The organism is Streptomyces melanogenes (assembly GCF_014649795.1).
GTDB classification, from domain to species: Bacteria; Actinomycetota; Actinomycetes; order Streptomycetales; family Streptomycetaceae; genus Streptomyces; species Streptomyces noboritoensis.
In genome coordinates, this window is record NZ_BMTS01000003.1 from 151,384 (window position 1) to 172,554 (window position 21,171).

The window sequence follows — 21,171 nt, forward strand, 5'->3', positions numbered from 1 at the left end:
ACCCGCACCACCCTGATCAATCCCTGTTGCACCTGATCAACATTGATCGAAACTGATCAACTGTGTGACGCGGCCCCGGGCGGATCTGCTCTCCGCCCGGGGCGTGCGCGCCCCGGAGGGCCCCTTGGCGCAGCGCCCCTTTCTCCGCGAGACCGTTCGGTACGGCGCGGCACCCGCCGCCCTCGTCCTGCTGCTGACCACGGCCCTCGCCGGGGCGGGCCTGGCCCTGCCGTGGGCGCTCGGCCGCACCCTCGACCTGCTGCTCGGCGACGACCGGGCGGCCGCGGGCCCCTGGCTCGCCCTGTGCGCGGCGCTCACCGGCGCGACCATCCTGCTCGGCGCCCTCGACGGCCTGGTCACCGCCGTCGCCAATGCCCGTACCACCGCGTGGATACGCGACCGGGTCCTGCGCCACGTCCTCGCCACCGGGCCGCGCGCGGCCCTGCCCGAGGGCGACCTGGTGGCCCGGCTGGTCGGCAACGCGGCCCAGGCCGGACCCGTGCCCGCCACCCTCGCCGCCACGCTCGCCGCAGTGATCACCCCGGTCGGCGGCCTGGTGGCGCTCGCGCTCACCGACGGGTGGTCGGCCCTCGCGCTGCTCGCCGGGATGCCCGTACTCGCCGTGCTGCTCAAGGTGTTCGTGCGCGCCTCCGGCGACGCGGGCGCCGCCTATCTGCGCGCCCAGGGCGAGATCGCCGGGCGGCTCACCGAAGCGGTGGAAGGCGCCCGCACCATCGCGGCCGCCAACGCCGCCGAACGCGACGCGGCCCGCATCCTCGCCCCGCTGCCCGAACTCTCCCGCCAGGGCTACCGCATGTGGCGTGTCACCGGCCGCTCCACCGCCCAGGCCGCCGCCCTGCTGCCGCTGCTCCAGCTCACCGTGCTCGCGGTCGCCGGGCTGCGGCTCGCGGACGGCGCGCTGAGCGTCGGCGGCATGCTCGCGGCCTGGCGGTACGCGGTCCTCGCCACCGGCACCGGAGCCCTGGTCGGCCAGCTCAACGCCCTGGTGCGCGGCCGCGCCGCCACCGACCGGCTGGCCGAGGCGCTCGCTCCGCCCGCCATGACGTACGGAACACGCCAACTTCCGGACGGATCAGGGGCGTTGGAGTTCCGGAGCGTGTCCACCGGGCCCCTGCGCCAGGTCGACCTGTACGTGCCCGGCGGGGCGGTCGCCGCCGTGGTCGGGCGCTCCGGCAGCGGCAAGACAGCGCTGGCGGCGGTCGCGGGCCGGCTCGCGGACCCCGACCGGGGCACGGTCCTGGTCGACGGCGTCCCGCTGCCCGAGCTCTCCCGGGACGCGCTGCGCAGCGAGGTCGGCCACGCCTTCGCCCGCCCCGCGCTCCTCGGCGCCACCGTCGGCGGCACGATCGCGTTCGGCGTCGGCGAACCGGGCCCCGACGAGGTCCGGGCGGCCGCGCGCGCGGCCTGCGCCGACGAGTTCGTGCGCAGACTGCCGCTCGGCTACGACACGCCCTGCGCCGAGGCCCCCATGTCCGGCGGTGAGGCCCAACGCCTGGGCCTGGCACGGGCGTTCGCGCACTGCGGACGCCTCCTGATCCTCGACGACGCCACCTCCAGCCTGGACTCCGCGACCGAGCTGAAGGTCTCCCGCGCCCTGCTCGACGAGCTCACCCCCGGCACCCGGCTCATCGTCGCCCACCGGGTGACCACCGCCGCCCGCGCCGACCTCGTGGTGTGGCTGGACGGCGGCGGGGTGCGCGCCCTCGCCCCGCACGCCGAGCTGTGGCGGCTGCCCGAGTACCGCGCGGTGTTCGCGCAGGAGGCCGCGTGAAGGGGCGCCTGATGCGGCTCGTGCGCCCCCGGTGGCGGGCGCTGCTCCGGCTCGCCGCCTGGTCGGCGCTGGAGGCGGGGGAGACGTTCCTGCTCGGCTACGCGCTGGCGCGGGCACTCGACCGGGGCTTCCTCGCGGGGCACACCGACGTCGGCCTCGGCTGGCTGGCGCTGGCGGCGCTCGGCGTGCTGGCCGGGTCGTTCGGCACCGGCCGGGTGCACCTGGCGGTGGCCGCGCTCGTCGAACCCGTCCGCGACGACCTCGTACGCCGGGTGGTGCGCCGGGCGCTGCGGGCGCCGGACGGGGCGGCGGTCTCCCGGCTCACCCACCAGGTGGAGATCGCCCGCGACACGCTCGCCGGTCTGGTGATGGTGTCGCGGACCTTCGTCGTCACGGCGATCGGCGCGCTGATCGGGCTCTTCTCGCTGGCGCCGGTGCTGCTGCCGGTGGTGGCGCTGCCGCTGGCCGCCGGACTCGCCCTGTTCGTCGCCACCCTGCGCCCGCTGGCCCGGCGCCAGGAGGTGTTCCTGGCCGCCGACGAGGCGCTGGCCGCCGAACTCGGGCTCGCGGTCGGCGGGTTGCGGGACATCACGGCGGCCGGGGCGCAGGATCGGGTGGGCGGGGACGTGCGGGAGCGGATCGACGCCGAGTTCCACGCCTCGCGCGCGCTGGCCCGCTGGGGGGTGCTGCGCACCCTCGCGGCCGGGATCGGCGGCCGCCTCACCGTGGTGCTGCTGCTCGCGGCGGCCCCCTGGCTGCTGGACCACGGCGTCACGCCCGGCGCGTTCGTGGGCGCCCTCGCCTATCTCACCCAGTCCCTGATCCCGGCCCTCCAGTCCCTGATGCAGGGCCTCGGCACCTCGGGGGCGCGGCTGTTCGTGGTGCTGCGGCGGCTGACGGCGGACGGGGGAGTGCCAGGGGAAGTCGCGGCGGACCCCTCCGGCGCCCCCGGCCCCGACGAGGCCGTGCGGCTGCGGGACGTCACCTTCGCGTACGGGCCGGGCGCCGCGCCCGTCGTCGACCACCTGGACCTGACCGTGCCGCACGGCGGGCACCTCGCGGTCGTCGGCCCCAGCGGAATCGGCAAGTCCACCCTGGCCGAGCTCATGGCGGGGGTGCGGGTCCCGGACAGGGGCGAGGTGTTGCGCGGATGCGCGCGGGTCCTGGTGCCCCAGCAGGCGTACGTCTTCACCGACACCGTCCGTACCAACCTCACCTATCTGTGCCCGGACGACCCGCCCGGCGACGAGGACCTGCTCGACTGCTGCACGGCCGTGGGCGCCCGCGAACTCGTCGACCGGCTCGGCGGCCTCGACGCCGCGCTGTCGCCGTCGGAACTCTCCGCAGGAGAGCGGCAGTTGATCGCCCTGGCCCGGGCGTACGCGGCCCCCGCGCCCCTGGTCCTGCTCGACGAGGCGACCTGCCACCTCGACCCGGCGGCCGAGGCACGGGCCGAGCGGGCGTTCGCCAAGCGGCCCGGGACGGCCCTGGTGGTGGTGGCGCACCGGACCGGCTCGGCGGGCCGGGCCCGGCAGGTCCTGGTCCTCGGCGGCGACGGGGTGGAACGCGGTACGCACGAGGAACTCCTCCAACAGTCCGCGTTCTACCGGGAGTTGACCGGATTACACCCATCCCTCGCCCTGGGAGATGCGGATGGCGTCCACGCGGTTGCGGGCGCCGGTCTTACGGGTGATCGCCGCCATGTAGTTCCGCACGGTCCCGTTGGACAGATGGAGGCTGTGCGCGATGTCCGCGATCGAGGCGCCCTCGGCGGCGAGTGAGAGCACGCTCAGCTCCCGTCTCGTCAGCGGCATCTCGGCCGCCCGCAGGAACCCGCAGCCCAGCGAGTCGTCGACGAACCGACGACCGCCCGCCACCTGTCTTATCGCCACCACCAGCCGCTCCGGGGTGGCGTCCTTGTCGACGTAGCCGAGGGCGTGCGCCTCCACGGCCTGGCGCAGCGGCCCGGGCCGGTTGGCACTGGCCAGCACGACGAGCCGGGTGCCCCGCGACCCGTTGTGCCGGCTCTGTAACTCCCCCAGCGGCGCTATCCCGTACGAGTCGGAACAGTCCAGGTCCACGGCGCACACATCCGGCCGCAGGACCCGCGCGCGAGCGGGCGCACTGCACCACGGTGCGTGATGCACCTCCAGACCGGGTTCACGGGCCAGGCGGTCGGCAAGTGCCGACCGCATCAGACAGGCATCGTGCACGAGAAGTACCCGGATCACGTTTCAGCCCCCTCCAGCTCCCCGCCTACCGGTTGCCTTCCTTTTGCACGCGAAACCTTTCTATCTGCGCGCCGGGGGAGGGGAACCCGGATTATCGGCCACGGGGTGGCACGGGGGCGCGCGCGGCGCACAGCCCGGCGCGGATCGGGAGCGCCCAGCGTGTCCGCGCGCCGGGCGTGGAACAGGGGCGGGCGCGGCCGGTCCGACGGCCGTCCGGAGGCCATGCGGCCTGTCCGATTCCGGTGCTGTCCTACGAGGTGTCCGCGATGTCTTCTTCCGGTGCCGTCGGCCCGGCGGGCCCTCAGTCGGACGCCGGGGCCGTGAGGTCGATCAGTCGGCACACCGTCTCGATGTCGATCTTCACCTGGGCGATCGAGGCCCGCCCCGACAGCCAGGTGATCAGCGCCGAGTGCCAGGTGTGCTCGATCACCCGGACCGCCGAGAGCTGCTGCGGGGTGGGGTGGTCCAGGCCCATCGCGTCCAGGATGATCGCGGTGGTCTGCCGGGAGACCGTGTCCACCTCGGGGCTGACCGAGCGGTCGGCGAAGGTGAGGGCGCGCACCATCGCGTCGGCGAGGTGCGGCTCGCGCTGGAGCGCGCGGAACGCCCGCATCAGCGTCTCGGCGACCCGCTCGGCGGCCGAGTCGCCGGACGGCGGGTGCTTGCGGAGCGTGGAGTGCAGGTGCTGGAGCTGGTCCTGCATGGTGGCGACCAGCAGATGGATCTTGGACGGGAAGTAGCGGTAGAGCGTGCCGAGCGCGACCCCCGCGGCCTCGGCCACCTCGCGCATCTGGACCGCGTCGAAGCCGCCCCGGCTGGCCAGCTGGGCGCTGGCGTGCAGGATGCGGCGGCGGCGCGCCTCCTGGCGCTCGGTCAGGGCGGGCGACGCAGGAATGGCTGCTTTGGCTTCCGCTGTCATCTGTCCCGTTCCGTCGTCCGGTCGTGCGATTCCGTACTGTTCCCCGTGCGGGCCCCGTGCGGGCCCGGTGCCCCTGGCGGCCCGTTTCCGGGGGCACAGCATGGCAGGGGGCCCGGTGGTGGCGCGAATCACCTGTTCCGGCCCTCACACGCGCGCTACCTGCCGGTAGATTCGAAGCTTCTTGAGGCTCCTCGGAGTGATCAAGAAGGATCAAGTCTGGAACTTGTTCTAGATTAGCGCGAGCGGTTACGCTCCGGCGAAACGCAGCGATGAAGGGGCCGCGAGTGACCGCAGAGGCCATAGAGGCAAGCCCCCGCGCAGGGGAGCCGGCCCGTGCGGGCGACCGCCCGCTGCGGATCGCCCTCCTGACGTACAAGGGCAATCCGTTCTGCGGCGGCCAGGGCGTCTACGTACGCCACCTCTCCCGCGAACTCGCCCGCCTGGGGCACAGCGTGGAGGTCATCGGCGCCCAGCCGTACCCCGTCCTGGACGAGGGCGTGCCGCTCACCGAGCTCGCCAGCCTGGACCTGTACCGCTCGCCCGACCCGTTCCGCACGCCCAAGAAGGACGAGTACCGGGACTGGGTCGACGCGCTCGAGGTCGCCACCATGTGGACCGGCGGCTTCCCCGAGCCGCTGACCTTCTCGCTGCGGGCCCGGCGCCACCTCGCCGCCCGCAAGGGCGAGTTCGACGTCATCCACGACAACCAGACGCTCGGCTACGGCCTGCTCGCCGACCTCGGCGCGCCCCTCGTCACCACGATCCACCACCCCATCACCGTCGACCGGCAGCTGGAGCTGGACGCCGCCGAGGACTGGAAGCGGCGCTCCTCGGTACGCCGCTGGTACGGGTTCACGCGGATGCAGAAGCGGGTCGCCCGCAGGCTGCCGTCCGTGCTCACCGTCTCCGGCTCCTCGCAGCGCGAGATCGTCGAGCACCTCGGGGTGCGCGAGGACCGCATCTCCGTGGTGCACATCGGCGCCGACACCGACCTGTGGTCCCCGGACCCGGCGGTGGCCGAGGTGCCCGGCCGGATCGTCACCACCTCCAGCGCGGACGTCCCGCTCAAGGGGCTCGTCTTCCTCGTCGAGGCGCTCGCCAAGGTGCGCGCCGAACACCCCGAGGCGCACCTCGTGGTGGTCGGCAAGCGGGCCGAGGACGGGCCGGTCGCGCAGGCCATCGAGAAGTACGGGCTCGGCGACGCGGTCCGGTTCGTCAAGGGCATCAGCGACGCCGAGCTGGTCGACCTCGTACGGTCCGCGCAGGTCAGCTGTGTTCCTTCGCTGTACGAGGGGTTCTCGCTCCCGGCCGCCGAGGCGATGGCGACGGGGACGCCGCTGGTCGCCACGACCGGCGGAGCCATCCCCGAGGTCGCCGGGCCCGACGGGGAGACCTGCCTCGCGGTGCCGCCGGGCGAGCCGGGCGCGCTCGCCGCGGCCCTGAACCGCCTCCTGGCCGACCCGGAACTGCGCGCGCGGCTCGGCGCGGCCGGGCGGGAACGGGTCCTCGACCGGTTCACCTGGGCCCGCGCGGCCGAGGGCACCGCCGAGCTGTACCGCTCCGCGATCGCCCACCACAAGGCACCCACCAGGTGACCCGGCACCGCGCCGGCACCCGCCGCTCCGCGGCCCCGACCCCCGGCCGCTCCGCGGCCGCAGCTGTTCTCCATCCGAAAGGGCAGGCCCCGTGCTGACCGTCGACTTCTCCCGCTTCCCGCTCGCCCCGGGCGACCGCGTGCTCGACCTGGGCTGCGGCGCGGGGCGGCACGCCTTCGAGTGCTACCGGCGCGGTGCGCAGGTCGTGGCGCTCGACCAGAACGGCGAGGAGATCCGCGAGGTCGCCAAGTGGTTCGCCGCGATGAAGGAGGCCGGTGAGGCGCCCGAGGGGGCGACCGCCACCGCGATGGAGGGCGACGCGCTCAACCTGCCCTTCCCCGACGAGTCCTTCGACGTCGTGATCATCTCCGAGGTCATGGAGCACATCCCGGACGACAAGGGCGTGCTCGCCGAGATGGTCCGGGTCCTCAAGCCGGGCGGCCGGATAGCGGTCACCGTGCCCCGCTACGGGCCGGAGAAGGTCTGCTGGACGCTCTCCGACGCGTACCACGAGGTCGAGGGCGGCCACATCCGCATCTACAAGGCGGACGAGCTGCTCGGCAAGATGAAGGAGGCGGGCCTCAAGCCGTACGGCACGCACCACGCGCACGCGCTGCACTCGCCGTACTGGTGGCTCAAGTGCGCCTTCGGCGTCGACAACGACAAGGCGCTGCCGGTGCGGGCGTACCACAAGCTGCTCGTCTGGGACATCATGAAGAAGCCCCTGGTCACGCGGCTCGCGGAGCAGGCGCTCAACCCGATCGTCGGCAAGAGCTTCGTGGCGTACGCGACCAAGCCGCACCTCGCGCGCTACGACAAGGTCGCCGCCAAGTGACCTCACCGGAGCGCACCGAGCACCTCGTCCTGCCGGGGGTGCTCACCGCCGGGCAGGCCGCCGCCACGGTGGCCGGCATCCTCGCCGTGCAGCGCGAGGACGGCGCCATACCGTGGTTCCGCGGGCACCACCTGGACCCGTGGGACCACACCGAGGCCGCCATGGCGCTGGACGCGGCGGGCGAGCACGACGCCGCCGCGCGCGCCTACGAGTGGCTGGCACGGCACCAGAACGACGACGGGTCCTGGTACGCGGCGTACCACGACGGCGACTTCGCGCGGATCACCGACCGGGGCCGGGAGACCAACTTCGTCGCGTACGTGGCGGTGGGCGTCTGGCACCACTACCTCGCTACCGGCGACGACACCTTCCTGGACCGGATGTGGCCGGTGGTGTACGCGGCCGTCGAGTTCGTGCTGCGGCTCCAGCAGCCGGGCGGGCAGATCGGCTGGAAGCGCGAGGAGGACGGCTCGCCCGTCACCGACGCGCTGCTCACCGGCAGCTCTTCGATCCACCAGGCACTGCGGTGCGCCCTGGCGATCGCCGAGCAGCGCGAGGAGCCGCAGCCGGACTGGGAGCTGGCGACGGGCGCGCTCGCGCACGCCGTGGCCCACCACCCCGAGCGCTTCCTGGACAAGTCCCGCTACTCCATGGACTGGTACTACCCCGTCCTCGGCGGCGCGGTGACCGGCGCCCAGGCGAAGGCGCGCATCGAGGCGCGCTGGGAGGACTTCGTGGTGCCCGGGCTCGGGGTGCGGTGCGTGCTGCCGAACCCGTGGGTGACGGGCGGCGAGAGCTGCGAACTCGCGCTCGCGCTGTGGGTGATGGGCGAGTCGGACCGCGCCCTGGAGATCCTCCAGTCCATCCAGCACCTGCGGGCCGGGGACGGCCTGTACTGGACGGGTTACGTCTTCGAGGGCAACCGGGCGGTGTGGCCGGAGGAGCTCACGACGTGGACGGCGGGTTCGCTGCTGCTCGCGGTGGCGGCGCTGGGCGGCGACGAGGCGACGACGGCGGTGTTCGGCGGGGAGCGCCTGCCGCGGGGGCTCTCGCCGGAGTGTTGCGGCTAGCCCGTCTTGGGGGGATGCCGCGCAGCGGCATTCAAGGGCCGGGCACCCGGATGGGCTCGCCCGAGTGGCGGTACCGGTCGGGGCGGGTGAGGCTGCCGGGGAGGACGACACATCTCCCCGGAGGTCACCGTGCCCAGTACGCTCAACTTCCGCCGCATACTCGTGGCGGTCGTCCTGTCCACCGCAGTCCTGGTGTCGACGACCGCCTGCGGAGGCGAGACCAAGAGCGCCCGCAACAGCCTGACGGCGGCGGAGGCCCCCGCCTCCCCGTCCCCCACCAGTTCCTTCGAGAAGCAGAAGCTCGCCAAGACGCGGTTCGTCGCCAACGCGGGACTCGCGGCGGGCGCCGCCTACCAGTGGATCGTGAAGCCGTTCAAGGCGGGCAAGTTCAAGAAGGGCACCAAGGGCCGGACGTTCGCCCTGGTCAAGGCCGGTCTGGCCGGAGCCTTCACATACAACCGGCTGAAGGCGGCCGTGAACAACGCCAAGGGCGACCCGCTCCTCTCCAAGGCCGTCGCCCCCCTCAGCTCCGGCATCGACTCGCTCAAGAACCTCGGCGGCAAGCTCCGCAAGGGCGACGCCACCGACGCGGATGTCGGGATGTTCGAGAACGTCATCAACGGGGTCAAGGACGCCGGCAAGAGCGCGGGCGCCGAGGTCAAGGACCAGGTGCCGTCCGCCTCGCAGCTCAGCGGCGGCTGAGCGGGCGCCCTAGCCGTTCAGTTCGGCCAGCACCCGTAGCGTCGTCAGGTCCGGTGACGTGACCAGCAGGTCCGTCACCGGACCCTTGCGCCAGGACTCCAGCCGCTCCGCGATCCGTTCGCGCGGCCCGACCAGCGAGATCTCGTCGGCGAAGGCGTCGGGGACGGCCCGGACCGCCTCCTCGCGGCGGCTCTCCCCGAACAGCGCCTGGATCCGGCGGGCGTCGGCCTCGTACCCCATCCGCGCCATCAGATCCGCGTGGAAGTTGCGGGCCGCGTGCCCCATCCCGCCGATGTAGAAGCCGAGCATCGCTTTCACCGGCAGCAGCCCCTCGGCCACGTCGGCGCAGACGTGCGCCCGGACCATGGGGGCGACGGTGAAGCCCTCGGGCGCCCTCGCCAGCGACGCCTCGTACACGTCGAGCCGCGTCGGCGACCAGTACAGCGGCAGCCAGCCGTCGGCGATCCGGGTCGTCTGCGCGATGTTCTTGGGGCCCTCGGCGCCCAGCAGCACCGGCAGGTCCGCCCGCAGCGGATGCGTGATCGGCTTGAGCGGCCTGCCGAGGCCGGTGCCGTCCGCGCCCCGGTACGGGTGCGGGTGGAAGCGGCCGTCCAGCTCCACGGGCGCCCCGCGCCGCAGCACCTGCCGGATGACCTCCACGTACTCCCGCGTCGCCGTCAGCGGACTGGACGGGAACGGCCGCCCGTACCACCCCTCCACCACCTGCGGCCCCGAAAGCCCCAGGCCCAGCATCATGCGGCCACCGGAGAGGTGGTCGAGGGTCAGCGCGTGCATGGCGGTGGCGGTGGGGGTGCGGGCGGCCATCTGCGCGACGGCGGTGCCCAGTTTGATACGGGAGGTGTGCGCGGCGATCCAGGTCAGCGGGGTGAACACGTCCGACCCCCAGGCCTCGGCGGTCCACACGGAGTCGTACCCGAGCCGCTCGGCTTCTTGGGCGAGTTCGAGGTGGGCGGGGTTGGGGCCGCGTCCCCAGTACCCGAGTGCGAGTCCAAGGCGCATGACGAGAGCCCCCAACCAGAATGATCTGACGGACCGTCAGGGGAGCGTACGGCAAAGGCCCCCCGCCCGGAAGGGGCGAGGGGCCGTGATGCATCTGCCACTAGGGGCGCGAGGCTGTGACATGTGCGGCTCCGCCGCGCGGGCGCGACCAGCCGGGCAGCGAACTAACCGCGCTGGATACCCGTCGTGTCCTGAAGAACACCACGACGCCCGTCCTGCGTCTGCGCGACCAGCGCCGCACCACGCTGCTCCACCGCCAGGTACCACGTACCGGGCGCGAGTTCCGCGATCGGCGTGGGGGAGCCGTCCTCCGGGTACAGCGGACGGGCCACCGGAACGGCGAACCAGAACGGGGCGAAGTCCCCGGCCGGAGCACCGGCACCGGCCGCCGGGGCCGGGGCCGGCTGGGCCGCGGCGCCGGGCGCCGGGGTCTGGCCGCCCTGGCTCGGGTCGGCGCCCGCGGCACCGTACGGCTGGGGCTGCGGCTGGGCGCCGCCCGGGTAGCCGTAGCCACCGGCGGGCTGCGCACCGTAGGGCTGGGCGCCGTACGGGGCCACGGCCGGACGCGGGGCGCCCATCAGCGGGGCCTTGAGCGCGGCCACCATCGGACCGGCCACCGCGCCGGCGGCGAGCACCAGCGTGGAGATCAGGCCGAGGATCATGCCGGCGCCGGCGCTGTCCATGTCGATGATGGTCCAGAACGCGGTCCACGCGGAGAAGATCGTGAAGGCGGTACCGAACTGGGCCAGGTCCATCCCGGCGATCTTCTTCGGCTGCGGCAGCGAACGGGCCACGACGATGAGGACCGCTCCGATGATGCCGGCCAGGAACATGCTCATCAGCAGGCCCAGCGCGTCCCACGCGTTCGGAACGTTGGCGTGGGAGCAGATGGAGCCGACGCATGCGTTGTCGACCGAGTAGAGATCGAGGAACGAGGCGATGAACAGCACCACCGCTGCTCCGATCACCACGCCGTCGCCTCGCGTGAGGGAGCGGATGTTCACGTAATAGTCCTTTTTGGGTCGTCTCGTCTGGGCGGTCATCGCTGCCGCCGGTGTACGTGCACACGGCGCGAAGCACGGGGGCGGTTCCCCGCCCGGAGGAGAATCTATCGTCTGACCGGGTGGGAAGTCCCCTCGGTGCTCAGACCGTGACCGACCCGCAGCCGACCGTTCGGGTCGGCGACCCCTTCACTTCTGCAGGAAGCTGCTGATCCCGTCCGTGATCCCCTGCGCCGCCTTCTGGCGCCAGTCCGCGCTCGTCAGCAGGGCCGCGTCGCCGGAATCCCGCATGTTCCCGCACTCGATGAACACCTTCGGCACGGTCGACAGGTTGAGCCCGCCGAGGTCCTTGCGGACGTCCAACCCGGTGCCGTCGCCGACGTAGTTGGAGGGCGGCATGCCCGTGGCGTGCACGAACTTCCCCGCGATCCTCACACCCAGCTCACGCGAGGGGCCCACGATCGGGGCGGTGTTCGCCTTCCCGGCGTTCACCAGGGCGGGCAGGATCACATGGAAGCCGTGCTGTCCCTCGGCCGCGCCGTCGGCGTGCACCGAGACGACCGCGTCCGCCTTCGCCTTGTTGCCGATCGCCGCCCGCTCGTCCACGCACGGGCCGAACGGCCGGTCGTTGTCCTGGGTGTACGTGACGGTCGCGCCCAGCTTCTCCAGCAGGGGCCGGATGCGGTGCGAGACGTCCAGGGTGAACGCGGCCTCGGTGTACCCGCCTTGCGTGTCGGTGCCGGTGGTGTCGCACTCCTTCTTGTTCGTCCCGATGTCGACCTGGTGGTTGATGTCGGCGGCGTGCTTGAAGTTGCTGGGGTTGTGCCCCGGGTCGATCACCACGACCCGTCCGGCGAGCGGCCCGGTCGGCCGGGCCGACTGGGTGGAGGGCGAGGCGGCGGGCGAGGTGTCCGGTGACGGGGTCGCCGTCACGGTCACGGTCGGCTGCCGGCCGTTCACCGAGGGCGCCACGGACGGCCCGCTCGGCAGCGGCAGCACCCTCGGCGGCTTGTCGTCCTGGCCACCGGACCCGTCCATGGCCTGCCACACCAGCCATCCGGCCAGGGCGGTCGGGACCAGCGCGGCGGTGGCGATGACGAGGTTGCCGCGCAGCCGGCGCCGGGCGGGGGTGGGGGACTCGCTGTCGTACGGCACGCTGCGATGCTAGCCGGGGCGGTCGGCCGTGGCGCGGCTCGTGCGGCCGAAGGGGTGCACCGGGGCGTGCGCCGTCACACTCCGGCGCGCGTGCGGCGCAGTACGCGCAGCGAATCCGTGGCCGAGACCTCGGTGAACGCGCCGGATGACAGCGCGCGCAGATAGACGCGGTACGGGGCCTGGCCGGTGAATTCGTCGACCGGGTCCGGGAAGACGTCGTGGATCACCAGGAGGCCGCCCTCGGCGAGGTGCGGGGCCCAGCCCTCGTAGTCCCCGTTGGCGTGCTCGTCGGTGTGGCCGCCGTCGATGAAGACGAACCCGACCTCGCCGCCCCAGGCCCGCGCCACCTGCGGCGAGCGGCCGACGACCGCGATCACGTGGTCCTCCAGGCCCGCCTTGTGCAGGGTGCGGCGGAAGGTCGGCAGGGTGTCCATCAGGCCGACCTCCGGGTCGACCACGGTCGGGTCGTGGTACTCCCAGCCGGGCTGCTGCTCCTCGCTGCCCCGGTGGTGGTCGACGGTTATGGCGACGGTCCCGGCGGCGCGGGCCGCGTCGGCGAGCAGCAGCGTGGAGCGGCCGCAGTAGGTGCCGACCTCCAGGAGCGGCAGCCCGAGCGCGCCCGCCTCCACGGCGGCGTCGTAGAGCGCGAGCCCTTCGCGTACGGGCATGAACCCCTTGGCGGCCTCGAAGGCGGCGAGGATCTCCGGCTTGGGTGTCGCCATGGCAGGGCTCCTGTGGTCGTGCGCGCGGAACGCGTGGAGGGTGGCGCCACATCGTAATCCCCGGTGAATCCCGGCCCCGGCGGTCCGGCCCCGATCTGACCTTGGATCTGACCTTCCGTCAGATTGGAACGTGTTCTAGTCTGTCGCCGTTCCAGTGGCGGCCGCGGCGGCGGGGGAGTGCGCATGGGCATCGGAATCACCCGGGAGCAGCGGGAACTGGCCGAGGCGGTACGCGGCTGGCTGGCGCGGGCCGTGCCCGTCGAGGAGGTGCGCAAACTGCTGGACGCGCCCGCCGGGGACGCCCGCCCGCCGTACTGGGACGCGCTGGCCGAGCAGGGCCTGCTCGGGATCCACCTGGGCGAGCGGCACGGCGGCGGGAGCCTGGTGGAGCTCGCGGTGGTCCTGGAGGAGGCGGGGCGGGGCGCGCTGCCGGGCCCGTACCTGCCGAGCGTGCTCGCGGCGGGGCTCCTTGAGCGGGCGGGCCACCTGGCAACGGTGGACGCGATCGCGACCGGGGCCCGGACCGCCGCCGTGGCGCTCGGCCCCGGGAGCCTCACCGCCGTACGGGACCCGGCGGGCTGGACGCTCGACGGGGTCGCGCCGCCCGTGCTCGCCGGGGCGCAGGCCGACCTGCTGGTGCTGGCCGCCCGGGCGGGCGAGGAGACGCTGTGGCTGGTGGTGGACGCGGCGGACCTGGACGTACGGGCGCACGACGGCGCCGACCCCACCCGTCCCACCGCCGAGGTCGCCGCCCACGGCCTCACCGTCGCGGACGACCGGGTCCTCGCCGTGGACCCCGAGCTCGTACGGGACCTCGCGGCCGTGCTCTTCGCCGCCGAGGCGTGCGGGACCGCGGCCTGGGCGCTGGAGACGGCGGTCGCGCACGCCAAGGTGCGCGAGCAGTTCGGGCGGCCGATCGGGCGGTTCCAGGCGGTCAAGCACCTCTGCGCGGACATGCTGGTCCGGGTCGAGCAGGCGCGGGCGCTGGTGTGGGACGTGGCGCGGGCGGCGGACTCGGAGGGGGCCGAGGTGCGCGGCCTGGTCGCGGCGCTGGCGGCGGGCACGGCGCTGGACGCCGCGTTCACCTGCGCCCAGGACTGCATCCAGATCCTCGGCGGCATCGGCTTCACCTGGGAGCACGACGCCCATCTGCACCTGCGCCGCGCCCTGGCGGCCCGCCAGCTCCTGGGCGCCGGGGACGCCCACCGGCAGCGGGCCGTCCGGCTCGCCGGGGCCGGGGCGCGCCGGGAGCTGCGTCTGGAGCTGCCCGGGGAGGCGGAGGAGTTCCGGGGCAGGGCGAGGGAGGCAGCGGAATCCGTACGAGGGCTGGACCCGGCGGCGGCTCGACGGGCCCTGGCCCCCACCGGCTACGCCGCCCCGCACCTGCCACCTCCTTACGGCCTGGGCGCCGGCCCGGTCCAACAACTGGTCATCCAGGAGGAGTTGAAGTCGGCCGGGGTGAAGGTCGCCGAGCTGGGGATCGGGACCTGGGTGGTGCCGTCGCTGCTCGCGTATGGGACGCGCGAGCAGCAGGAGCGCTTCCTGCTGCCGACCCTGCGCGGGGACCTGCTGTGGTGCCAGCTGTTCTCGGAGCCGGAGGCGGGCTCCGACCTGGCGAGCCTGCGGACCCGGGCCGAGCGCACCGACGACGGCTGGCGCATCACCGGCCAGAAGGTGTGGACGAGCGCGGCCCAGTGGGCGGACCACGGGATCCTGCTCGCCAGGACCGACCCCGGGGCCCCCAAGCACGAGGGGCTGACGTACTTCCTGGTCGACATGAAGAACACACCCGGCATCGACGTACGCCCGCTCCGCGAGATCACCGGGGACGCGCTCTTCAACGAGGTCTACTTCGACGGGGCGCCGCTGCCGCCCGACGCGGTCGTCGGCGAGGTGGGCGGCGGCTGGCGGGTCGCCCGCAACACCCTGGGCAACGAACGCGTCCACATGGCCGACCAGTTGACCTTCGACACCGGTCTGGAGTCGCTGCTGGTCCGCGCGGACGGCCTGGACGGCTCGTACCGCGCCCGGATCGGCGCCCTCGCGGCCGAGGCGCACGCGCTGGCCTGCATCGGGCTGCGCACCACGATGCTCCAGGTGTCGGGCCTGGAGCCCGGCGCCGGGGCCAGCGTGCGCAAGCTCGTCCAGACCGCCCACCAGCAGAAGGTGGCCGACCTCGCCCTGGAACTCCTCGGCCCGGCGGGCGCGGCGGCCGAGGGCCCGGCGCGGCGGGCCGTCCACGGCTATCTGATGTCCCGCTGTCTGACGATCGCGGGCGGCACCACGCAGGTCCAGCTCAATGTCGTGGCCGAGCGGATCCTCGGCCTGCCGCGAGACTGAAGGGGTACGGATGTCAACTTCTCGGCCCTGAAGGACCGAGCTTGTAGGCCCAGTCAGCCAAGCCGTGTCGCGCTCCCGACTGCCCCCTACGGCAGGGCGGTCACGGGTCGCATCTACCACCAGCAGGAGGTGTTAAGTCCCTTGTGGTACGGGTCCGTTGGCGAGAACCCACGCCGAGCGTGCGCGGTTGCGCACGTTGACCCCGGCGACGTGGTCGGCGGGCCCAGCGAGGCCGCACCGACGGCAGGGGAAAAGGTCCCGGCTGGGCCGGTTGTTCCGCGCGGTATGCCCGCACCTGGGGCACATCTGCGAGGTGTAGGCCGCATCCACCGCGAGCACCGGTACGCCGTGGCGCTGGGCCTTGTACCGGATGTGTTCTTCGAGCTGGTGGAACGGCCAGGAGGAGAGCGTGGCCCGCTGGTCGCGGGAAGGCCGTACCCGGTCACGGATGCCCCTCAGTTCTTCGAGAGCGATCCCGCGTCCGGTGCGTTGTGCGACGGCCACGATCTCCTTGCTGATCTCGTGGTTGACGTGCGCGGCGTGCCGCGCCTCGTTCTTCGCGCGGCGCTTGGCCCGGCGCGTCGCGGAGCGTGTGCGCCTGGCCTGCAGCTCGGCTCGCTTTGCCGCGTGCCGGCGCCGGTAACGCGACAGGCGTCGTCCCTGGTAGTTGGAGCCGTCGGAGGCGGTGGCCAGGTTGACGATGCCCCGGTCCACCCCGATCCAGTCCACCGGCTCCGACAACGGCTCCTCGGGGACTTCGCACACCGCGGTCAGGAACCACATGCCGTCGCGGTGAACCAGGTCGGTTTCGCCCTTGCGGCACTCCCGGATCGTCTTGAGCTGGCCGGGGTGTCCGACGAACCGCACGCCCCGCAGCCGCCCCGCCACTGTCCAGAGCGACACGGTCGCCGCGTCGTGCTGCCACGACAGGATGCGGTCGTCGTACGGCTGCGCGGCATCCGCGCGGAACACGATCGGCTTGGACTCCGCCTGTACCCGGCGCTTCGCCCCGACCGGTCCGAGGTTCCCGGCGCCGATGTGCGCACGGAGCGTGGCATAGGCGTCCACGACCTTCTTCACCGTGCGCACGGCCGGTTGCGCACCGAGCCCGAAGTCCGCTTTCAGGTCGGCGTAGACGAGCTTCTGCAAGTTGTTCCGGGACTTAGTACCCGTCTCGTACGCCACCGCCGAAGCACGGTCTGCCGCTCGGTTGCAGGCGTGCAGGGTCGCCGCCAGAGCCGCCGCCGCCTCGGGCGACGGCAGCAGCTTTACCTGCACCACAACCTTCACCCATCCACCGTAACGGGAGCTACTGACAATGAAAGAACATTCATGCGTCCCCGCACGTCAGAGCAATCCTGGGATGCGACTCCTCGCAAGGAATGCGGTGAAGAGCTTCGTGGCCGGTGTCGGCATGACGAAGTTCGAGAAGCCCGAGTCGCGGGAGTGGCAGTACTGGGACATGGCCCGGGAGGCCGGCACGGCGGCGCTGGCGGACGCCGGGATCGCGTACGGGCAGGTGGAGCAGGTCCTGGCGGGCTACTGCTTCCAGCCGTCGACGGCGGGCCAGCGGGCGGCGTACGAACTGGGCCTGACCGGCGTCCCCGTCCACAACGTCAACAACAACTGCGCGACCGGCGCGAGCGCGCTGATGCTGGCGCGGCAGCTGGTGGAGGGCGGGGTGAGCGAGTGCGTACTGGCGCTGGGGTTCGAGAAGATGAAGCGGGGCGCGCTGGGCGGCGGCGGCACGGGTGACGACTTCTCGACGTCCCCGGTGGCCCGCCACTACTCCGTCATGGCCGCCGCCCACGGCTTCGAGATGACCCCGCCCACCGCGCAGATCTTCGGCAACGCGGCGCGTGAGCACATGGAGCTGTACGGGACGACGGCGGCGCAGCTGGCGGCGGTGGGCGCGAAGAACCACCGCCACTCGGTGCACAACCCGCATGCCCAGTTCCAGGTGGAGTACGGGGTGGCCGAGGTGCTCGCCTCGAAGGAGATCCACCGCCCCCTGACCAAGCTCCAGTGCTCCCCGACCTCCGACGGCTCGGCGGCGGCCGTCGTCGTCTCCGAGCGCTTCGCCGCCGCACACGGCCTGGAGGAGCGGGCGGTGGAGATCGTCGCCCAGGCGATGACGACGGACACGGCGGAGTCCTTCGCGTCCGGCCGCTGCATCGACGTGGTGGGCGTCGGCATGACGCGGGCGGCGGCCCGTCTGGTCTTCGAACGCGCGGGCCTAGGCATCGACGACGTCGACGTGATCGAGCTCCACGACTGCTTCTCCATCAACGAGCTCCTGACGTACGAGGCGCTGGGGATGTGCGGCGAGGGCGAGTCCGGAAAGCTGGTGGAGTCCGGGGCGACGACGTACGGGGGGCGGTGGGTGGTGAACCCGTCCGGGGGCCTGATCTCCAAGGGGCATCCGCTCGGGGCGACGGGGTTGGCGCAGGTGTGTGAGCTGGTGGGGCAGTTGCGGGGGGAGGGGGGCCGGCGGCAGGTGGAGGGGGCGGGGGTCGGGCTTGCGCACAACATCGGGTTGGGCGGGGCGGCAGTGCTGACGCTCCTACGGAGGTAGGCCCCCACCCCGCCCCTTCCCTAAAGCCCTGGGCGGGCGGCCGGGTGCTTTGTCTGCGGACCGTGCTGGGTTGCTCGCGCAGTTCCCCGCGCCCCTAAAAGCCTGTGGCTGAGCTGTGTTCTCCGGCTGCGGCGGACTACCTAGGGGCGCGGGGAACTGCGCGACCAGCCACCCACCGGCCCGCAGACAAGCGACCCCCGGGACATTTGTCCCACCCAACCCCGTACAAGAACATCTGCCGCCCGCCCGGGGCGGATCCGTAGCGTCGAGGGCATGACGCAGACAGCCCCCAGCGCCGTGCGCTTCCACGGCGTGGTCAAGACCTTCGGCACCGTACGCGCACTCGACCGTATCGACCTCGACATCCGCCGGGGCGAGACCGTCGCGCTCCTCGGTCGCAACGGCGCCGGGAAGTCGACCACGATCGGCCTCCTGCTCGGGCTCGACGAGCCGGACGCGGGTGAGGTGCGGCTCTTCGGGCAGGCGCCCGAGCGCGCGGTGCGGGCCGGGCTCGCGGGGGCGATGCTCCAGGAGGGCCAGCCGATCCCCCGCGTCACCGTACGGGAGCTCGTCGCGTTCGTCGGCTCGACCTACCCCCGCCCCATGCCGGCCGCCGAGGCCCTCGCGCTCGCCGGGCTCACCGAGTTCGCGGACCGCCGGGTCGACCGGCTCTCCGGCGGGCAGGCCCAGCGCGTCCGGTTCGCGGTGGCGATCGCCGGGGCGCCCGCGCTGCTGGTCCTGGACGAGCCGACCGCCGCGCTCGACGTGGAGGCCCGCCGCGCGTTCTGGGACGCGATGCGCGCGTACGCCGCCCGGGGCAACACCGTGCTGTTCTCCACCCACTACATGGAAGAGGCGGACGACAACGCCGACCGGATCGTGGTCGTCGACCAGGGCCGCGTCGTCGCCGACGGCCCCGGCGAGCGGATCAAGCGCGCGGCGGGCGGCAGCCTGGTCTCCTTCGACCTGGCGGGCGGCCCCAGCGCGGGCCTGGCGGCACTGCCGGGCGTGGTCGCGGTCGAGGTGCGCGGCGACCGCGCCCGGCTGCGTACGGACGACCCGGACGCCACGGTCGTGGAGCTCGCCCGGCTCGGCGCGGTCCGGGGCCTGGAAGTCGCCCCGGCCAGCCTGGAGGACGCGTTCCTCTCCCTCACCTCCACCGTGACGCCCACGTCCACGGCCACGTCCGTACGCGAAAGCGAGACCGTCTGATGCCCGGCTACATCCTGCTCGAAATCCGCCGCACCTTCCGCGACGCGTCGTTCGTGGTCTTCGGCATCGGCATGCCCGTCCTCATGTATCTGCTCTTCACCAACATCGGCTCGGGCGACGGCGACTCGGCCGAGTGGAAGACCGCCTCGATGGTCGGCATGGCGGCGTACGGCGCGCTCGGCGCGTCGCTGGGCACCGGCATGGGCGTGGCCGCCGACAAGACCGCCGGGTGGCTGCGCCAGCTGCGCGTCACCCCGCTGGCACCGTCCCGCGTGGTGACGGGCCGTGCGGTCAGCGGCTCGGCGACCGTGCTGCCCGCGATCGCCGCGGTGCTCGCGGCGGGCGCGTTCGTCAACGGCGTACGCCTGGACGCCTGGCAGTGGGCCGCTCTCACCGTCCTGCTGTGGGCCGGGGCGCTCCCCTTCACCCTGCTCGGCCTCGGCAACGGCTACCGGCTCGGCCCGCAGGCCATGGGCGTGGTCAACACGGCCTGCCTGATGGGGCTCGCGGTGATCGGCGGACTGTGGTTCCCGCTGTCCGCCTTCCCCGGCTGGCTCGCCTCGATCGCCGCGTACACCCCGGCCCACCGGTTCGCCGACCTCGGCTGGGCCGTCTCGCACGGCTCGGCCCCCGGGCTCGGGACGGTCTCGGTGCTCGGCGCCTGGCTGCTGGCGTTCGGCTCGTACGCCGTGGTCTCCTACCGACGGTCCGCAAGGACGGTATGAGCCTGATGAACGGGGAGAACGAGACAGTGGCACGACTCCTGCCGAAGCTGCCGAGGCTTTCGGAGCTGCCGGAGCGGAAGAAGGCGGCGTCCGCGCCGAAGAAGTGCGACCGCGACGCGGATCTTCCCGGCCCCCCGGCGAGCGCCTACACGCTGCTGCCCTGGCTGCTGATGGGCCTGGGCGCGTTCTCCAACCTCGTCCAGGGCCGGACCCCGAACCCATGGATCGGCGGCGCGGGCCTGCTGGCCTTCAACTCCCTCTACATCACGATCTCCTTCCGCGCCTTCGTCAAGGAGAAGCGGGAGAGCCGTACGACGCTGGTGATCCTGGCCGCGATGGCCGCGATCACCTACGCCCTCACGATCTTCTACGGCGGCACCTGGCTGTTCTTCTTCCCGCTGCTCTCGCTGGCCTGCGGCGCGGTGCTGCGGGACCGCGGGCTCGGCCTCACGATCATGGTCCTGGCGTCCTCGGCCGGCGCCATCTCCGGCATGGAGGCCGGCGCGGTGTGGGACAACGTGACCCTCGCGTACGGCACGTTCCTCTCCGGCATGGTGACGGCGGCGGTCCTCTCGCTCTCCCAGACCGTGCGCGAACTGCGCGACACCCGCCAGGAGCTGGCCCGTACGGCCGTGGAGAAGGAACGTCTCCGCTTCTCCCGGGACCTGCACGACCTGCTCGGCCACACGCTCTCGGTGATCGTGGTGAAGTCGGAGGCGGCCCGCCGCCTCGCCCCGCGCGACCTGGACGCGGCGCTCGGCCAGGTCGCCGACATCGAGTCGGTCGGCCGCCAGGCGCTCACCGAGATCCGCGAGGCCGTCACCGGCTACCGCGAGGGCAGCCTCGGCACCGAACTGGACCGGGCCCGCTCGGCGCTGCTCGCGGCCGAAGTGGAGCCGGTGGTACGCCTGTCGGGCCCGCCGCTGCCCTCCCAGGTGGAGGCGCTGCTCGGCTGGGTCGTACGGGAGGCGGTCACCAACGTCGTACGGCACAGCGGCGCGACCCGCTGCGAGATCGCGGTGGACGGCGCGCCCGACCGGGTACGCCTGAAGATCACCGACGACGGCCGAGGCGCACCGCCCGCCGCCCCCGCCCCACGCATAGGCGGCACAGGCCTGAAGGGCCTCACCGAACGCCTCACGACGGCCGGCGGCTCCCTCGAAGCGGGCCCCGGCCCACGCGGCGGCTTCCAGGTGACGGCGGAGCTGCCGGTGGATCCGGTCGATGGGGAGTTGGAGGCGGAGCTGGGGACCGGGCCGCGGGTCGCACGGGGATAA

The 21,171-nt window shown here is 73.2% G+C and carries 17 protein-coding genes and 1 pseudogene; 11 read left to right on the forward strand and 7 right to left on the reverse strand.

Annotated elements, in window-relative coordinates; all coding sequences use genetic code 11:
* The first annotated feature begins 64 nt into the window (after positions 1 to 64).
* A complete protein-coding gene (locus IE252_RS07745; protein WP_229848098.1) occupies positions 65 to 1,792 on the forward strand; it encodes an ABC transporter ATP-binding protein in 1,728 nt (575 codons plus the stop codon).
* Positions 1,793 to 1,803: 11 nt separating this feature from the next.
* A complete protein-coding gene (locus tag IE252_RS44125) occupies positions 1,804 to 3,573 on the forward strand; it encodes an ATP-binding cassette domain-containing protein (RefSeq protein ID WP_308434525.1) in 1,770 nt (589 codons plus the stop codon).
* On the opposite strand, the pseudogene IE252_RS07755 reads toward IE252_RS44125, so the two are convergent.
* Together IE252_RS07755 and IE252_RS07760 are read right to left on the reverse strand one after the other, a co-directional pair.
* Positions 3,499 to 4,023: pseudogene (locus IE252_RS07755) on the reverse strand (response regulator transcription factor); the annotation flags it as partial. The gene IE252_RS44125 and the pseudogene IE252_RS07755 overlap by 75 nt on opposite strands.
* A 301-nt stretch (positions 4,024 to 4,324) precedes the next feature.
* A complete protein-coding gene (locus IE252_RS07760) occupies positions 4,325 to 4,942 on the reverse strand; it encodes a TetR family transcriptional regulator (RefSeq protein ID WP_190088566.1) in 618 nt (205 codons plus the stop codon).
* 284 nt (positions 4,943 to 5,226) lie between these two features.
* Here IE252_RS07760 and IE252_RS07765 point away from each other — a divergent pair, with 284 nt between their 5' ends.
* The 4 genes from IE252_RS07765 (at position 5,227) to IE252_RS07780 (ending at position 9,144) form a co-directional block, all read left to right on the forward strand.
* Positions 5,227 to 6,537, forward strand: a complete 1,311-nt coding sequence (locus IE252_RS07765; RefSeq protein ID WP_190088567.1) for a glycosyltransferase family 4 protein — start codon at positions 5,227 to 5,229, stop codon at positions 6,535 to 6,537.
* 91 nt (positions 6,538 to 6,628) lie between these two features.
* A complete protein-coding gene (locus IE252_RS07770; protein WP_190088568.1) occupies positions 6,629 to 7,372 on the forward strand; it encodes a class I SAM-dependent methyltransferase in 744 nt (247 codons plus the stop codon).
* A complete protein-coding gene (locus IE252_RS07775; RefSeq protein WP_190088569.1) occupies positions 7,369 to 8,442 on the forward strand; it encodes a prenyltransferase in 1,074 nt (357 codons plus the stop codon). Before IE252_RS07770 ends, IE252_RS07775 begins: the two co-directional genes overlap by 4 nt.
* Before the next feature lie 129 nt (positions 8,443 to 8,571).
* Positions 8,572 to 9,144: a hypothetical protein gene (locus IE252_RS07780; RefSeq protein WP_190088570.1), complete on the forward strand. Its 573-nt coding sequence runs from the start codon at positions 8,572 to 8,574 to the stop codon at positions 9,142 to 9,144.
* Positions 9,145 to 9,153: 9 nt separating this feature from the next.
* Here IE252_RS07780 and IE252_RS07785 read toward each other — a convergent pair whose 3' ends face one another.
* The 4 genes from IE252_RS07785 to IE252_RS07800 form a co-directional block, all read right to left on the reverse strand.
* Positions 9,154 to 10,164: an LLM class F420-dependent oxidoreductase gene (locus tag IE252_RS07785; protein WP_190088571.1), complete on the reverse strand. Its 1,011-nt coding sequence runs from the start codon at positions 10,162 to 10,164 to the stop codon at positions 9,154 to 9,156.
* Between the two features lie 164 nt (positions 10,165 to 10,328).
* The gene (locus tag IE252_RS07790; RefSeq protein ID WP_190088572.1) at positions 10,329 to 11,168 is read right to left on the reverse strand and encodes a hypothetical protein; all 840 of its coding nucleotides are present in this window, start codon (positions 11,166 to 11,168) and stop codon (positions 10,329 to 10,331) included.
* 186 nt (positions 11,169 to 11,354) lie between these two features.
* Positions 11,355 to 12,320: an N-acetylmuramoyl-L-alanine amidase gene (locus IE252_RS07795; protein WP_190088573.1), complete on the reverse strand. Its 966-nt coding sequence runs from the start codon at positions 12,318 to 12,320 to the stop codon at positions 11,355 to 11,357.
* Positions 12,321 to 12,394: 74 nt separating this feature from the next.
* Positions 12,395 to 13,042, reverse strand: coding sequence for a class I SAM-dependent methyltransferase (locus IE252_RS07800; RefSeq protein WP_190088574.1), 648 nt, complete (start codon positions 13,040 to 13,042; stop codon positions 12,395 to 12,397).
* 183 nt (positions 13,043 to 13,225) lie between these two features.
* On the opposite strand from IE252_RS07800, the gene IE252_RS07805 reads away from it, so the two are divergent.
* Positions 13,226 to 15,382, forward strand: a complete 2,157-nt coding sequence (locus tag IE252_RS07805; RefSeq protein ID WP_190088575.1) for an acyl-CoA dehydrogenase family protein — start codon at positions 13,226 to 13,228, stop codon at positions 15,380 to 15,382.
* A 132-nt stretch (positions 15,383 to 15,514) separates the two neighbouring features.
* Here the strand turns inward: IE252_RS07805 and IE252_RS07810 are convergent, their stop codons facing one another.
* Complete coding sequence (locus tag IE252_RS07810) at positions 15,515 to 16,672, reverse strand: RNA-guided endonuclease InsQ/TnpB family protein (RefSeq protein WP_190088576.1); 1,158 nt, start codon at positions 16,670 to 16,672, stop codon at positions 15,515 to 15,517.
* A gap of 73 nt (positions 16,673 to 16,745) precedes the next feature.
* Between IE252_RS07810 and IE252_RS07815 the strand changes: the two genes are divergently transcribed.
* The 4 genes from IE252_RS07815 (at position 16,746) to IE252_RS07830 (ending at position 21,171) form a co-directional block, all read left to right on the forward strand.
* On the forward strand, positions 16,746 to 17,957 hold the full coding sequence (locus tag IE252_RS07815) for a thiolase C-terminal domain-containing protein (protein ID WP_373298519.1): 1,212 nt from the start codon (positions 16,746 to 16,748) through the stop codon (positions 17,955 to 17,957).
* Between the two features lie 273 nt (positions 17,958 to 18,230).
* Positions 18,231 to 19,169: an ABC transporter ATP-binding protein gene (locus IE252_RS07820; RefSeq protein WP_190088578.1), complete on the forward strand. Its 939-nt coding sequence runs from the start codon at positions 18,231 to 18,233 to the stop codon at positions 19,167 to 19,169.
* Positions 19,169 to 19,894: an ABC transporter permease gene (locus IE252_RS07825; RefSeq protein ID WP_190088579.1), complete on the forward strand. Its 726-nt coding sequence runs from the start codon at positions 19,169 to 19,171 to the stop codon at positions 19,892 to 19,894. The genes IE252_RS07820 and IE252_RS07825 overlap by 1 nt, the downstream gene beginning before the upstream one ends.
* A 5-nt stretch (positions 19,895 to 19,899) precedes the next feature.
* Positions 19,900 to 21,171 carry a sensor histidine kinase gene (locus IE252_RS07830; protein ID WP_190088970.1) on the forward strand — a complete coding sequence of 424 codons (1,272 nt, stop codon included), beginning with the start codon at positions 19,900 to 19,902 and terminating at the stop codon, positions 21,169 to 21,171.